At 71.4% G+C, this 14,234-nt stretch carries 7 protein-coding genes; all 7 read left to right on the forward strand.

The features are described 5' to 3' along the window. Positions 1-112 precede the first annotated feature (112 nt). The gene (locus ACIQF0_RS02460) at positions 113-862 is read left to right on the forward strand and encodes a PP2C family protein-serine/threonine phosphatase (protein WP_401023657.1); all 750 of its coding nucleotides are present in this window, start codon (positions 113-115) and stop codon (positions 860-862) included. Continuing rightward, entirely contained in the window at positions 859-2,064 is a 1,206-nt protein-coding gene (locus tag ACIQF0_RS02465) for an FHA domain-containing protein (RefSeq protein WP_401023659.1), read from the forward strand. The genes ACIQF0_RS02460 and ACIQF0_RS02465 overlap by 4 nt, the downstream gene beginning before the upstream one ends. Then, the gene (locus tag ACIQF0_RS02470) at positions 2,061-3,584 is read left to right on the forward strand and encodes a serine/threonine-protein kinase (protein WP_401023661.1); all 1,524 of its coding nucleotides are present in this window, start codon (positions 2,061-2,063) and stop codon (positions 3,582-3,584) included. The genes ACIQF0_RS02465 and ACIQF0_RS02470 overlap by 4 nt, the downstream gene beginning before the upstream one ends. 105 nt (positions 3,585-3,689) lie before the next feature. Further along, positions 3,690-9,851, forward strand: coding sequence for an Ig-like domain-containing protein (locus ACIQF0_RS02475; RefSeq protein ID WP_401023663.1), 6,162 nt, complete (start codon positions 3,690-3,692; stop codon positions 9,849-9,851). A gap of 26 nt (positions 9,852-9,877) precedes the next feature. Then, the gene (locus tag ACIQF0_RS02480) at positions 9,878-10,846 is read left to right on the forward strand and encodes an AAA family ATPase (RefSeq protein ID WP_401023665.1); all 969 of its coding nucleotides are present in this window, start codon (positions 9,878-9,880) and stop codon (positions 10,844-10,846) included. Between the two features lies 1 nt (position 10,847). After that, positions 10,848-11,996, forward strand: coding sequence for a DUF58 domain-containing protein (locus ACIQF0_RS02485; RefSeq protein WP_401023667.1), 1,149 nt, complete (start codon positions 10,848-10,850; stop codon positions 11,994-11,996). Next, positions 11,993-14,224, forward strand: a complete 2,232-nt coding sequence (locus ACIQF0_RS02490; RefSeq protein WP_401023669.1) for a transglutaminase-like domain-containing protein — start codon at positions 11,993-11,995, stop codon at positions 14,222-14,224. Before ACIQF0_RS02485 ends, ACIQF0_RS02490 begins: the two co-directional genes overlap by 4 nt. The last annotated feature ends 10 nt before the right edge of the window (positions 14,225-14,234 follow it).

The raw sequence follows: 14,234 nt of genomic DNA on the forward strand, positions 1-14,234 counted from the left end.
CGCGGCCCAGACGTTTCCGTTTTTTCGTGGTCACTTTTTGTCCCTGATTCCGCATAACGCTTCGTGAACGCCGAGCGATGAGAGGTCCGAACGGCGGAGCGGAGGTGGTGCGGTGAGCGCGGTGCTGGCGGGCGTCGCCACGCATCCCGGTGTGGTGCGGGAAGTCAACGAGGACAGCGCGATCGCGGGCAGGCAGATATTCGCGGTCGCTGACGGCGTGGGCGGGCACGCGGCCGGTGAGGTCGCGAGCGCGCTGCTCGTCGCGTGCCTGCGGGACCTGGACCAGCAGGACGTGCCAGGGCCGGAGGACGTGCGTGCCGCGCTGTCCGCCGCGGGCAGGACGCTGGAGGAGGCCGACCACGGTGGCATGACGACGGCGGCGGGGATCGCGCTCGTCACGCTGTCCGACCGGCCGCACTGGGTCGTGTTCAACGTCGGTGACTCGCGGGTCTACCGGTTCGACGGCGCGGGGCTGACCCAGCTCACCGTCGACCACTCCGAGGCGCAGGAACTCGTCACGGCCGGGCTGCTGACCGCGGCCGAGGCCAGGAACTACCCGCGCCGCAACGTCGTCACCCGCGTGCTCGGCGGCGCGGGCCTCGGCGACCCCGATCTCTGGATGTTCCCGCCGCGGGTGGGCGAACGGTTCGTGATCTGCACGGACGGGCTGACGAACGAGCTCACCGACGACGAGATCGAAGAGGTTCTCCGGCAGCACGCCGACGCGAAGGATGCGGCGACCGTGCTGGTGGATCGTGCGGTGGCGGCCCAGGCGCGGGACAACGTGACCGCGCTCGTGGTCGACCACCCGGTCGTGGCGGAGACGTCCAGCTGTGACACGGTGCCTCGGAGCCCGCGATGACCGAGGTCGAGTACGTGCCGGGCACGTGGGTCGCGGTCATTGGGGAGCGCACGTGGCTCCTGCTGGCCGTGACGCCCGAGTCCGCGCTCGTGCGCCGCTGCTGGGAGCTGGTGCGGTCCGACGAGCCGCTGGACGAGGTGCTCGCCGCGATCGTCCTCGAGGGTTTTCGCGCGGTGAGCGGCTTCGCGCTGCTGACCGCGAACCGCGCGGTGGTGCGAGGTGAGGCACGGCTGCAGGTCATGAACGCGGCCGGCGCCGTCGAGGAGATCACCGCGGCGGGCGTGGGGACTTGGGTCGACCGCAACCTCGACGATGTCGCACGGCTTCGCGTGGTGGCCGGTCCGAGTGGGCCTGGGCTGCCGTTGCGCGGGGGAGTGGTGCTCGCGAACGAGCTTCTGGTCGCCGTGTCCGACGCCGCGCCACAGTCCGTGCCTGTGCCGCAATCGGTGCCCGTGCCGCAGCCGGTTCTGGCACCGCAGCCGGTGCCTGTGCCCGCGCCGGTCGAGCAGACCGTTGTGCAGCAGGAAGAAGTGGTCGAGCTGACCGTCGTGCGTGAGCAACCCGCGCCGCCGCCGGCACCACCGCAGATCACCCAGGTCACCGGCGTGATCCAGTCGTTCGACTGGGCACCCCAGAACACCCCGGCGCCAGCGCCGATGCCCGCACAACCGGTCCGGCAACCCGTGACGGAGACGGTGCTGCGCACGACCATGATGTCCCCCAACGACACCCAGCTGTTGCAAGGCAGAGCGGGCCTGGTGCGGGCGAAGAAGTGCCCAGCGGGCCACCTGAGCTCGGACTACGCGGTGTACTGCCGGGTGTGCGAGGTTCCGCTGCCGGAGCAGGTCGCCGCGATGCTGCCCGTGCCGGTGCTCGGGCTGCTGCGACTGTCCAACGGGGACACGATCTCGCTCGACCGCAACGTCGTGATGGGCCGCGATCCCAGCGGTGACCGCGGCGGCGTGAACCTCGTGCAGGTAGGCAGGGAGAACGACACGGAGATCTCCCGGACGCACGTGGAGATCAGGCCGGCGAACTGGGACGTGCTGGTGCGCGACCTCGGTTCGATGAACGGCACCAGCATCTCGCGGCCGGGATGCCCGCCGGAGAAGCTCGCCCCGCACATCGACGAGATCCTCTACCCCGGCACCCGCGTGACGCTCGGCGACCAGTTCTTCTTCGTCTTCGAGGTGAGCGGATGACCCTGGGACCACCGGCCATCCCGCACTTCGAGTACCGCGGCGACATCGGCGGCGGCGGTTTCGCGATGGTGTACCGCTACTACCACCACAAGCTCAAGCGCGACGTCGCGGTGAAGGTGCCCAAGGCGACCGGCCTGTCCGACGACGTGCGGGAGCGGTTCATCGCCGAGGGCGAGTCGATGGCGGAGCTGGGCAACCACCAGAACGTCGCCACGGTCTACGACACGGACACCGCGGCGGACGGACGCCCGTTCCTGGTGATGGAGTACTGCCCGGGCGGTGATCTGGCGAAGCTCTCGGCCGCGGCGCCGTTGCCGGTCGGCGACGTGCTCGACATCGGCGTGCAGATCGCGTGCGCGGTCGAGACGGCGCACGAACGCCGGATCCTGCACCGCGACATCAAACCCGCGAACGTGCTCATGAACGAGTACGGCAAGCCGTGTCTCACCGACTTCGGCATCGCCGGCCGCTTCGCCGAGAACGACGCGGAACGCCAGGTGATGCTGTCCGTGCCGTGGTCGGCGCCGGAGCTGCTCACCGGCGCTGCCAAGGAGAAGAACGCCGTCCTGACGGAGGTGTTCTCGCTCGGGGCGACGTTGTGGCACCTGATCGTCGGGCACTCGCCGTTCATGCCGCCCGGTGTCGACAACTCGATCGAGGCCGTCGACCGGCGGATCGTGTCCGGCTGGTTGCCGTCCGGGCTGCCCGCGCCGGAGGACCTGCGGCGATTGCTGTTGGGCGCCATGGCGACGGAGCCGGAGGAACGGCCGCTGTCGGCGCTGAAGCTCGCCCTCGGACTGCAGCGAATCCAGAAGGCGCAACGGTACGGCGAGACCGCGCTGGTGCTGATGCCCGCCGTGGCGCCCCGCAGACAACCGGCGCCCGCCGCCGCTCCCGCGTTCGTGCCGCCTCCACCGCCGGTCGCGCCGCCGACGCAACGCAAGATGTTCACGTCTCCGCTTCCGGCCAGTTCGGCGCCACACACAGTGGTGCGCAGGGAAATCCCGCCGCTTCCGGCCAGCTCGGCACCACACACCGTGGTGCGCAAGGAAACCCCGCCGCCGCCGGCGATCCACAAGCCACCGCTGAAGCAGCCTGACCAGCCGGTCCGGCTGCGCTGGCCCCACTACGCGGCGGGTGCGCTGGCGACGGCCGCGATCGTGGGCGTGGGCGTGTTCCTGTTGTCCGGTGAGGAAAAGCCGGGCAACGGACCGGTGGTGAGCACCGTCGCCGACGACGGTTCCGGTCAGAACGCGGGCGCGGACAACGCACCGCCCGGCAGGCCCGCGATCACCGCGACGAGACTGGACGCGAAAACTGTCCGTTTCACTTGGAATTATTCGGCTCAGCAGGCGACGGACACGTTCTCCTGGCGCACTTCCGACGACGCCCGCACCGGCGTCGCCAGGGAACCGCAGGTGGAGGTCGAGGGCCCGCAACCCCTTTGCCTGCAGGTCAAAGTGGTGCGCGCGGACGGCGGCAACGCGACCGCGGACTGGTCGCAGGAGAGCTGCGGATAATTCTTCGTCGGCAATCGGGTGATTGCTGCAACGAATTCGTGGATCGGCCCGATAGGCGGTTGACGGAACCGCCGATGAGGGAACGCGACCTCTGCGAGGGGAACAGTGGGATTCTTCCGAAAGCACCGGACCACGCTCGCGTCCGGAACGGTGCTCGTTCTCGCGGCCGCCTCGCTCGTCGCCTACGCGTTCTCGTCGAACGGCAATCCGGTCCGCCAGGTCGATCTCAACGACGGCGGGGTGTGGGTCACCAGTGACCGCGACGGATTGTTCGGAAGGCTCAACAAACCCGTCGGTTCGCTGGACGCCGCGATCAACCCGCCGGGTGGAGCGCAGCAGAACTACCAGCTGGACATCGTTCAGGACGCCGCCGCGGTGGTCGCGCGGGACCGGGCGGGCGGCAAGCTCTACCCGGTCGACGTCGCCCGTTCGGTGACGCTGGGTGATCACGGACTGGTGCTGCCCAGCGGTGGCCAGGTCGCGCTCGCGGGCGGCACGCTCGCCGTGCTCGACCCCGCCGCGGGCAAGGTCTGGGCGAGCCGCGTCGACGTCGACGCCGGCGTGAGCGCGCTGGACCAGCTGAGCCAGGAGTCACCACCGCTCGCCACGCTCGACGGGGCCGATGCCGCCGCACTCGCCGTGGGACTGGACGGCACCGTGCACGCCGTGTCCGCCAACGGCCGCACGGTGAAGGTGACACCGGCCGAGACCGGGTTCGCCGAGCCCGCGTACGGCAAGCTCGCGTCCACGCCCAGGGCACCGAGGATCACCGCCGTGGGCGCGGAGGCGGTCGTGCTCGACGCCGAGTCCGGCACGCTCTTCCTCCCCGGCCGCGAGGCGCAGGCCGGCCGGGAGTCCGTGCTCCAGCAGGCAGGACCCGCTGCCGACGCGGTCGTCGTGGCCACCAAGGGCCAGCTCAAGACGTTCGACCTCGACGGCGACGGCACAGCGACGCTGCACGAGGGCGTGGACGGTGCCCCGGCCGAACCCGTGCGGCTCGGCGAGTGCGTGCACGCCGCGTGGGCCGGGGCGTCCGGTGGCTACTTCCGCTCGTGCGGCGGCCAGAAGGCGTCGGCCGGCAACCTCAAGGACGTGAAAGCGCTGCTCCAGCCGGTGTTCCGGATGAACCGCAGAGCGATCGTGCTCAACGACGTCGCGACCGGCGCGGTCTGGGACCTAGGCACCCAGAACAAGGTCGACGACTGGCAGTCGGTGCGGCCCCCGCCCGAGCAGAAGCCCAGCGACAAGGACAAGAACGACAACACCACCGAGTCGGCGAAGGACAAGCCGCCGAAAGCCGCCGACGACACGCTCGGCGCGCGCCCCGGCCGCACGACGGTGCTGCACGTGCTCGACAACGACTCCGATCCCGCCGGCAACATCCTGTCCGTCACGGCCGTGAGCGACCTCGACCGCAAGGACGCGGGGCTCGCGATCGCCCCCGACGGCCAGACCGTCGAGGTGACGCTGCCGGAGCAGGCGCAGGACGTGCACTTCAAGTACACGGTCGACGACGGCAAGGGCCTCAACGCGACGGCCGCGGTCACCGTGCAGGTGCGCACCGAGGCGCAGAACGAGGCACCGGCCGTGCGCAAGGGCGCGGAGCCGCACGAGTGGTCCGTCGCCTCGGGCGGCCGGTTGACGCTGCCGGTGCTCGCGGACTGGCGCGACTTCGACGGCGACCCGGTCGTGCTCGTCGAGGCCGGCGCCAAGGCCGGTGTCGCGACCACGACCACCAGCGGGTTCGTCGAGTACGCGGCCCCGATCGAGGCCGGTCAGCAGACGATCGACTACAAGGCCACCGACGGCATCGCCGACCCCGTGGCCGGTGCGGAACGCGTGCGCGTCCTCGACCCGGCCGCGCCCACCGCGTTGCCGCCGGTCGCCCGCCCGGACGTGGCACGCGGCCAGGTCGGCACGCCCGTGCTCGTCCGCCCGCTGGAGAACGACCTCCCCGGCGCCGACCCCGTCGACCCCTCCGCCGAACTGCGGCTCGCCGCCGACGTGGCACCGCTCGCGGGCGTCACGGTCACGACCGACACCAAGACCGGTCTGGTGACGCTGACCGCCACCAAACCGGGCACCTACCCGCTCGACTACACCGCCGCGTTCGGCAACGCGCCGTTCGCCAAGGGCGCCATTCGCGTCGACGTCACCGCCGCTCCCGAGACGCCGCTGCCGCCGGTCGCGATGCCGGACAACGCGGTCGTGCGCGGCCAGGAACCGGTCGTGGCCGACGTGCTGGCGAACGACTTCAGCCCCGCCGGATCGGTCCTCGGCGTGCAGCACGCGGAGAGCACCACCGGTCAGCTGGAGGTGGCCGTCGTGAAGGGCCGGTGGCTGCGGATCAACGCGACCGCGCCCGCCCTCGACCGCAACCCTCAGGTCGTGCGCTACACCGTGACGGATGGCGTGACCGGCCCGATCACCGGCGAGGTCACCGTCACCCAGCTCCCGCCGCCCGCCGACGACACCCCGGTGCCCAAGGACGACCGCGCGTCGGCCCGTGCCGGCGACTCGGCGACGATCCCGGTGCTGGACAACGACATCTCGCCCGCTGGAGCGCCGCTCTCCCTCCAGTCGAACGTGCAGGGCGCGCCGGGCACCGGCAGGCTGACCGTCACCGCGCGGGACGGCCGCAAGGAACCCGGCACCGCCTACGTCTCCGGCGACGTCGTCCGCTACCTCGCTCCGGACCGCCTCGACACCCCGTTCGTCGCCGAGGTCTCCTACGTGGTGCAGAACCCGGACGGCGACCAGGCCGTCGGCCGTGCGCACGTCACGGTGAACCCGGCGCCGACCCCGGCCAACCCGAACCAGCCGCCCGCCCCGGAACCCGTCGAGGTGCGGGCCGTCGCGGGCGACCGGGTGACGATCACCATCCCGTCCAGTGGCGCCGACCCGGACGGCGACTCGGTCGCGGTCACCGGCATCGCGTCCGCTCCCAAGCTCGGGCGGGTCGTCGGGATCGGCAGCACCTCGCTCACCTACGAGGCGTTCCCGACGTCCAACGGCACCGACACGTTCGGCTTCATCGTCACCGACACCTACGGTCGCGAAGGCCAGTCGCTGATCCGGGTCGCCGTGGTGCCGCCGGGAGATCCGCAGCCGCCGGTCGCCGTGGACGACGTCGTGACGGCCGCACCCGGCGCGCGCCTCGCGGTGAACGTGCTGGTCAACGACGTGCGAGCGCCCGGCGACACGATCACCGTCGAGCCGCTGAGCACGCGCAACCCGTCGTTGCCCGGTGACGTCAAGGCGCAGGACGGGCGGATCGAGCTGACCGCGCCCGACCTGACCGGCAAGCCGCTGGTGATCACCTACGGCATCACGAACGGCCTGGGCCAGCCGTCCATCGCGACGCTGACCGTGCGCAGCCGGGAGGACTACGCGATCCCGCCGGTCGCGGGCGAGCTGTTCCCGGTGGCGAAGAAGGAAGACAGCACCATCGAGGTGGATCTCGGCCCCGCGATCGCCGACCCGGACGGCCCCGCGGACAAGCTGGAGATCACCAGGGTCTTCCACGACCAGGCCAAGGTGTCCGGCCGCAAGGTGACGGTGCCGGTCGGCGACCACCCGCGCACCCTCGCCTACGAGGTCAAGGACGCGTCCGGCGCGACCGCCGCCGGCCTGATCCACGTGCCGTCCAAGGGCACCGGAGCGCCGAGGGCCATCCCGGACAAGCTGATCTCCGTGCCCGCTGACGGGTCGACGTCCGTGCAGGTCAAGGACTACGTCGAGGTGCCGTCCGGCAAGCAGCCGAAGCTCACGACCGTCGACAAGGTGACCGCCGCGCCCGCGACCGGGCTGGAGGTCCGCAACGAGGGCGACACCGGCCTGGTCCTGACCGCGCGCGGTGGCTACACCGGACCTGCCGCGGTGACGTTCGAGGTCACCGACGGCAACTCGCTCACCGACCCCGAGGGCAAGTTCGCCCTGATCACGGTGCCGGTGCAGGTCGGCCCGGACACCCCGGTGCTGCGGTGCCCCGCGTCGGCGCTGACCGTCGTCGAGGGCGGGCTGCCGGTGAAGGTCGACGTCACCGCCGTGTGCCACGTGTGGGTCGCGGACCGCTCCAAGCTCGGCGACGTCCGGTACTCGGCGGCCTGGGCGGAGCAGCCGGACGGCGTCTCGCTCGAAGGCTCCGGCGAACGCACCCTGACCGTCACGGCGGCGGGTGGCGCGAAGCCCGGCACGACCGGAACGATCGAGGTCAGCGCGGGTGACGGGCCGAAGGGCAAGATCGCGGTCAAGGTCGCGGCCGCCCCGCCGCCCACCGTCGCCCCGGTGACGCTGGACGGCGTGAAGGCCGGTGACACGGCCACCGTCGACCTCGTCTCGTACGTACGTTCGCAGCTGCGTGACCCGAAGGTCTCGGTCGTCGCCGTGAACCAGATCGGCGGTGCGGCGGCGAGCGCGAGCAACGACGGTTCGACCGTGCGCATCACACCGAACGGCGACGCGCACGGCGCCATGGACTTCAACGTCGTCGTGACCGACGTCGCCGACACCACCCGTGAAGACCGCAAGGTCACCGGCCGGATCAGGTTGAACGTGCTCGGCGTGCCCGACGCGCCCGGCACCCCGGCCCCCGGCCGCACGGTGCTGAGCAAGGTCGTCGAACTGTCGTGGAGCACGCCGTCCGGCAACGGCGCCCCGATCGACTCCTACGAGGTCGACTACGGCGGCGGCAAGCAGGTGTGTTCAGCCTCGCCGTGCACGATCAACGGCCTGTCCAACGGCACGGAGTACACGTTCACCGTGCGCGCGCACAACCTCGTCGGCTGGGGCAAGCCCAGTGGCGCGTCCGCACCCGCACAGCCGAACACGGTGCCAGGCGCGGTGTCCGGGCTGAGCACGTCCACGCCGCGTGACGGCTCGTTGCAACTGAGCTGGGTCGCGGCGCCGAACGACGGCACGCCCGTGCTGCGGCACGAGATCTCGTGGTCCGGTGGTGGCCGCACGACGGCACCGGGCGGTGCAACGGGCGTGACCGCGACCGGGCTCGACAACGACGCGAAGACCGTCTTCACCGTCATCGCGGTCAACTCGCAGGGCCCCGGCCCAGCGGTCACCGTCGAAGGACAGTCGGCGGGGGCACCGCAGGCCCCGGCGGCGCCGTCGTTCACCGCGACGAACGCCGCGAACGCGCAGACCCGTGCCGTCACGGTGTCGTGGGGCGCGGTCGGAGCCAACGGACCCGGCCCGACCAGCTACACGCTCACCCGCACCGGTGGCGGCACCAAGACCGTCTGCACCAAGGTCACCGCCACCACCTGCCTCGACGACGGCCTGCAGAACGACGGCACGATCTACAGCTACACCGTCGTCGCCGCGAACGCCGCCGCCGAGTCCGAACCCGCCGGGCACACCTCGCCCGCCAGCGCCGCGGCCCAGATGGAGGCGACCGCGACCCCGGACCCGATCACCGGGTTCACCGCGACGCCCACCGGGTCGGACGGGCAGGCGACGCTGCGGTTCGACGCGCCGGCCTCGCACGGCAAGTCCAACACCGTGACCTGCACGTGGTCCGGTGGGTCTTGCGGCACCTGGACCTACCCGACCGGCGGGCAGGCCGGGGCGACCCAGACGATCACCGGGCTGCCGAACGGGCAACCGGTGACGATCAACCTGCAGGCGTGCAACGGCAGCGGCGGCGGTGCCTATGCGGGCAACCCGTGCAACAGCGCCGTTTCCGCCGGGGTGACGACCTACGGGCCGATGCGCGACCTCGTGCTGAACACGTCGAACAGCAACACGGTCGTCAACTTCTCGGTGTCGGTGAACCCGAACGGCAAGCCGGCCAACGTCCAGGTGACGACGAGCCACGGCTTCAACCAGTCGTTCACGACCGGTGTGGGCGGGTGGAGCTGGTCGGGCAGCCAGGACGTCGGCTACTCGGCGAACGTGAACGTGACGGTGACGGTGACGGACGCGGGCAGGCCAACGCTCAGCCAATCCCGCCAGCAGACGACACCGCCACCTCCGCCGCCACCGACAGTAACCGTCTCCAAGGGTGCTGCCTGTGGCGGACCGTGCAGCGGCAGCGGCGTCTGCACCTCCTCGGCGTGTGCCTACATCGTGGTGCAGACGGCGAATTTCTCCGGCAACGTGACGTGCACCTTCGACAGCGACCACGGTCCGGTCGGATTCGTGAACGAGAACTTCGGACCGAACGAACGCAGACAAACAAGGAATTACTACGGCTGGCCGCGCGAACAGGTATATGTCACCTGTGGTGGTGTGCGTGGATCAATGGTCTGGTGACGTGCGAACAGTGAAGGAAAAGAATCATGACCGCCTCTCCTGAACAGGCTCGGCTGTTCGCGCAGACCTTCGAACAGATGGTGCTGAACATCTCCCGTGCCATTTCCGGCAAGGAGCACGTGATCCGTCTCGCGCTCACCTGCCTGCTCTCCGACGGCCACCTGCTGCTGGAGGACTACCCCGGCACCGGCAAGACCTCGCTGGCCAAGGCGCTCGCGAACACGGTGCAGGGCAAGAGCACCCGCATCCAGTTCACGCCGGACCTGCTGCCGTCGGACGTCACCGGCGTGCAGATCTACGACCAGCAGCGCGGGGTGTTCCGCTTCCACCCCGGCCCGATCTTCGGCTCGATCGTGCTCGCGGACGAGATCAACCGCGCGTCGCCGAAGACGCAGTCGGCGTTGCTGGAGGTGATGGAGGAGGGGCGGATCACCGTCGACGGCGAGACGCACCAGGTCGGGTCGCCGTTCATGGTGATCGCGACGCAGAACCCGATCGAGCAGGCCGGCACCTACCGCTTGCCGGAGGCGCAGCTCGACCGGTTCCTGATGAAGACCAGCGTCGGCTACCCGGACCACAACGCCACGGTGGCGTTGCTGGCGGACGCGGCGACGCGGGACAGGTCGGTGAACGTGCCCGCCGCCATCGCCGCGAACGCGGTGTCGCAGCTGACCGCGCTGGCGGACCTCGTGCACGTCGACCCGGCGGTGCTCGGGTACGTGAGCCGGATCGCCGAGGCGTCGCGGGCGCATCCCGCTGTTCGGCTTGGTGTTTCGGTGCGCGGCTGCCTCGCGTACGTGCGGTGCGCGAAGACGTGGGCGCTCGCGCAGGGCCGCAGTCACGTGGTGCCCGACGACATCCAGGAACTCGCGCATCCCGTGCTGGGCCACCGGATCCTGCTGCACCCGGAGGCGCAGTTCGACGGCGCCACGGTCGAGAAGGTGATCGACTCGCTGTTCGCGGACATCGAGCCGCCCGTCCGGCGAGGTGTCTGACGTGGGGCGGCTGCTGGAGGCCGTCTCGCCGTCCGGGCGGCTGCTCGCCGTGGTCGCGGCGGGGACGTGGGTGCTCGGTGCCGTGCTCGGCTGGGACGAGTTCGTGCTGCTCGGCGCCACCGGGGTGCTGTTGCTGGCACTGGCGTGCGGGCTGACGCTGGGGCGTGGCGCGGTTCAGGTCCGGGTCGACGTCACCAAGCGCCGCCTGCAGCCTGACGAGACCACGCGGTGCGCGGTCGAGGTGGAGCACCACGGCCGGAGGTCGTTGTTCGCGCCCGAGGTCGAGCTTCCGATCGGCAAGGACCGCGTCGAGGTGTTCGACCGCGGCCGGGAGATCGAGATCGCCGGCCTGAAGCGCGGCGTGATCGCGGTCGGTCCCGCGACGACGGTGCGCGGCGACCCGCTCGGGCTGGTGCGGCGGACGGTCGGCATGACGGAGGTCGTCGAACTGTTCGTGCACCCGCTGACAGTGCCGCTCGCGCCACTGGGCACCGGGCTGCTGCGCGACCTGGAAGGCTGCACCACCAACGACGTCTCGATGAGCGACCTGGCCTTCCACGCCCTGCGCGAGTACGCGCCGGGTGACGACCGCCGGCACATCCACTGGCGTTCCACGGCGAAGCTGGCGGCGTCCACTCAGGACGGACGGTTCCTGGTGCGGCAGTACCTCGACACGCGACGGGCGCACATCGTCGTGATCGTCGACGGCGCGGAACAGTCCTATTCGGACCCCGAGGTGTTCGAGATGGCGTTGTCGGCCGGTGCCTCCGTGGTGAAACGCGCCGCGTCGGACGAGATCGACACCACCGTGGTCGCGGCGGGGCACGTCTCCGGTCGTGGCGGCGGACAGCACGTGCTGGACGTGTTCGCCCGTGCGGAACTCGGCGGTCCGGGCCTCGCCGGTGCCGCCACCCGCGCGGTGGCCGCGGCGCCGGACGCCACCCTGGTCGTGATCATCACGAGCGCGCGGCACAGCTACGCGGACCTGCGGATCGCGGCGTCCGCGTTCTCGCCCGAGGTGCGCAAGATCGTGCTGCGGGTGGATCCGGCCGAACACACCAGACGAGCGGCGAGCACCTCCTTCTCCGTGCTCACGTTGCGGCAGCTCGGCGACCTGCCGGGCCTGCTCGCGGGAGGGACCCTGCAATGACCGGACTCGTGCCCCGCCGCGACGACCTCGTCGACGCCGCCTTCCTGAGCGCGTTGTTCGTGGTGGCGTTGCTGGGTTTCCGCAGCACCTACACCGGCTGGGGCTTCCTGCTCGCGGGCGGCACCGGGCTGGTGCTCGGCGTGCTCGCCGGGCACGTGGCCTCCGTGCTGCGGCGCCCGATGATCGCCGTCGCCGCGATGACGGTCGCGGTGTTCTTCCTCCTCGGCGGCGCGGTGGCGATGCGCGGCAGCGGGGGAGTGCCGACCCCGGACACCCTCGCGGGGCTGGCCGACATCGGCGTCCACGGCTGGAAGCAGTTGCTCACGACGCTGCCGCCGGTCGACGGCTCCGGCCCGTTGCTGGTGATCCCGTACATCCTCGGTCTGCTCTGCGGCGCTGGCGGGTTCACGCTGGCCCGCCGGGTGAAGCTCGGCGCGGCCCCGATCGGCGCGCCGCTCGCCGTGCTCGCCGCGGTGATCCTGCTCGGCACCGGAGAAGCGGCCGGCGTGCTCGGCGCGGCGTTCGCGGCCGTCGGCACGGGCTGGCTCGCGGTGCGGGCGGCCCGGCATCGCACCGGGGCGCGCGTCCGCGGGATGCGGTCGGTGACCGCGGTGGTGCTGGTGGCTGCCGCCGCGGGGCTCGCGTTGCTGGCCGCGCCGGTGCTGCCCGGCACCGGCAGCGCGGACCGGCTGGTGCTGCGCAACTACGTGGAGCCGCCGTTCGAGATCGGCGCGTACGCGAGCCCGTTGGTCGGCTATCGCAAGCACACCAAGGACGCCAACCAGCTGTGGGACCAGACGCTCTTCACCGTGCAGGGCCTGCCGGAGGGCGAACGCGTCCGGATCGCCACGCTCGACGGCTACGACGGCCGGGTCTGGGGCGCGACCAACGATCCGTCCGGCATCGCAGGGCCGTTGCAGCGCAACAACTTCCAACGCGTCGGCGCGCGGATCCCCGTCATCGGCGATGGTACCGAGGCGGACGTGACGATCAGGATCGAGGCGGCCTACGCGACGGCGGACGAGCTGAGCGCGTGGCTGCCGACGGCCGGTCGCGCGCGGGAGATCGCGTTCGCCGGCGACCGGAAGGCCGGCCACACCGAGAACCTGCGCTACAACCTCGCGACGGCGTCCGGCATCGTCGCCGACCGGCTGCGCGAGGGCGACACCTACGCGTTGCGCACAGTCCTTGTGGCGCAGGGGATCCCGGACGACGCCCAGCCGTTCGGACGGCCGTCGGTGCGCACCGGTGACCTGGCGTTCGTGCGGAGCAAGGTCGCGAAGTGGGCCGGCGACGCGACGACGATCGCCGGGCGTTTGAAGGCAGCTGCCGCGTACCTGCGCGACAACGGTGCCTACACCGACGGCGGTCCCGGCGAGACGGAGTACCTGCCGGGGCACAGCACGTCCAGGCTGACGGCGTTCTTCAACGCCAAGCGGCCCGCGGGCAACGACGAGCAGTACGCCGCCGCGTACGCGTTGGTGGCCAACGAGATCGGCATGCCGGCCAGGGTCGTCCTGGGCGCGCTGCCCGGCTCCGGCGGGGTGGTGCGCGGCGAGAACGTGCAGGCGTGGGTGGAGATCCACCTCGCGGACGGCACGTGGGCCGTCGTCCCGAACACCGAGTACATGCCCGACCGGTCGAAGAAGCCGGACCACCAGCCACCGCAGGAGATCGAGAACACCGACGCCTCGGTGGTGCCGCCGCCGAACACCGTGAAGATGCCCAGCTCGCTCGTGGACGCGAGCCGTGCGGACGCGGCCGGGGTCGGCACCGGCCCGATCGACCAGCCGTTCCTGCCGTCGTGGCTCAGAGACCTCCTGATCATGCTCGGTTCGGTGTTGCTCCCGATCGCCGCGGTGATCGGCCTGCTCGTGGGCGTGAAATCCTTGCGGCGCCATCGAAGGAGGACTCGCGGGAGTCCGACGACTAGGTTCGCCACCGGCTGGCGCGAGGTCGTCGACCACGCCCGCGACCTGGGAGCGAAGGTGCCGCGAGGACTGACCCGGCGTCAGCAGGCGGCCGTGCTCGCCCGGTTCGACCTGCGCGGTCTCGCCGTGCACGCGGACGCCCACGTGTTCGGCCCCGGTACACCGGACCAGGCCGCCGTGGACGCGTACTGGGCGGCCGTGCGGGAGACCAGGAACCGGATGCGCGCGACGGTGCCGCGGTGGCGCCGCTGGCTCGCGGCGCTGGACCTGCGGACGTTCCTGCCCCGGTACGAGTGACCCTGATCCG

Origin of the sequence: Lentzea sp. NPDC092896 (genome assembly GCF_044754905.1) — a bacterium.
In the GTDB taxonomy this organism is placed as follows: domain Bacteria; phylum Actinomycetota; class Actinomycetes; order Mycobacteriales; family Pseudonocardiaceae; genus Lentzea.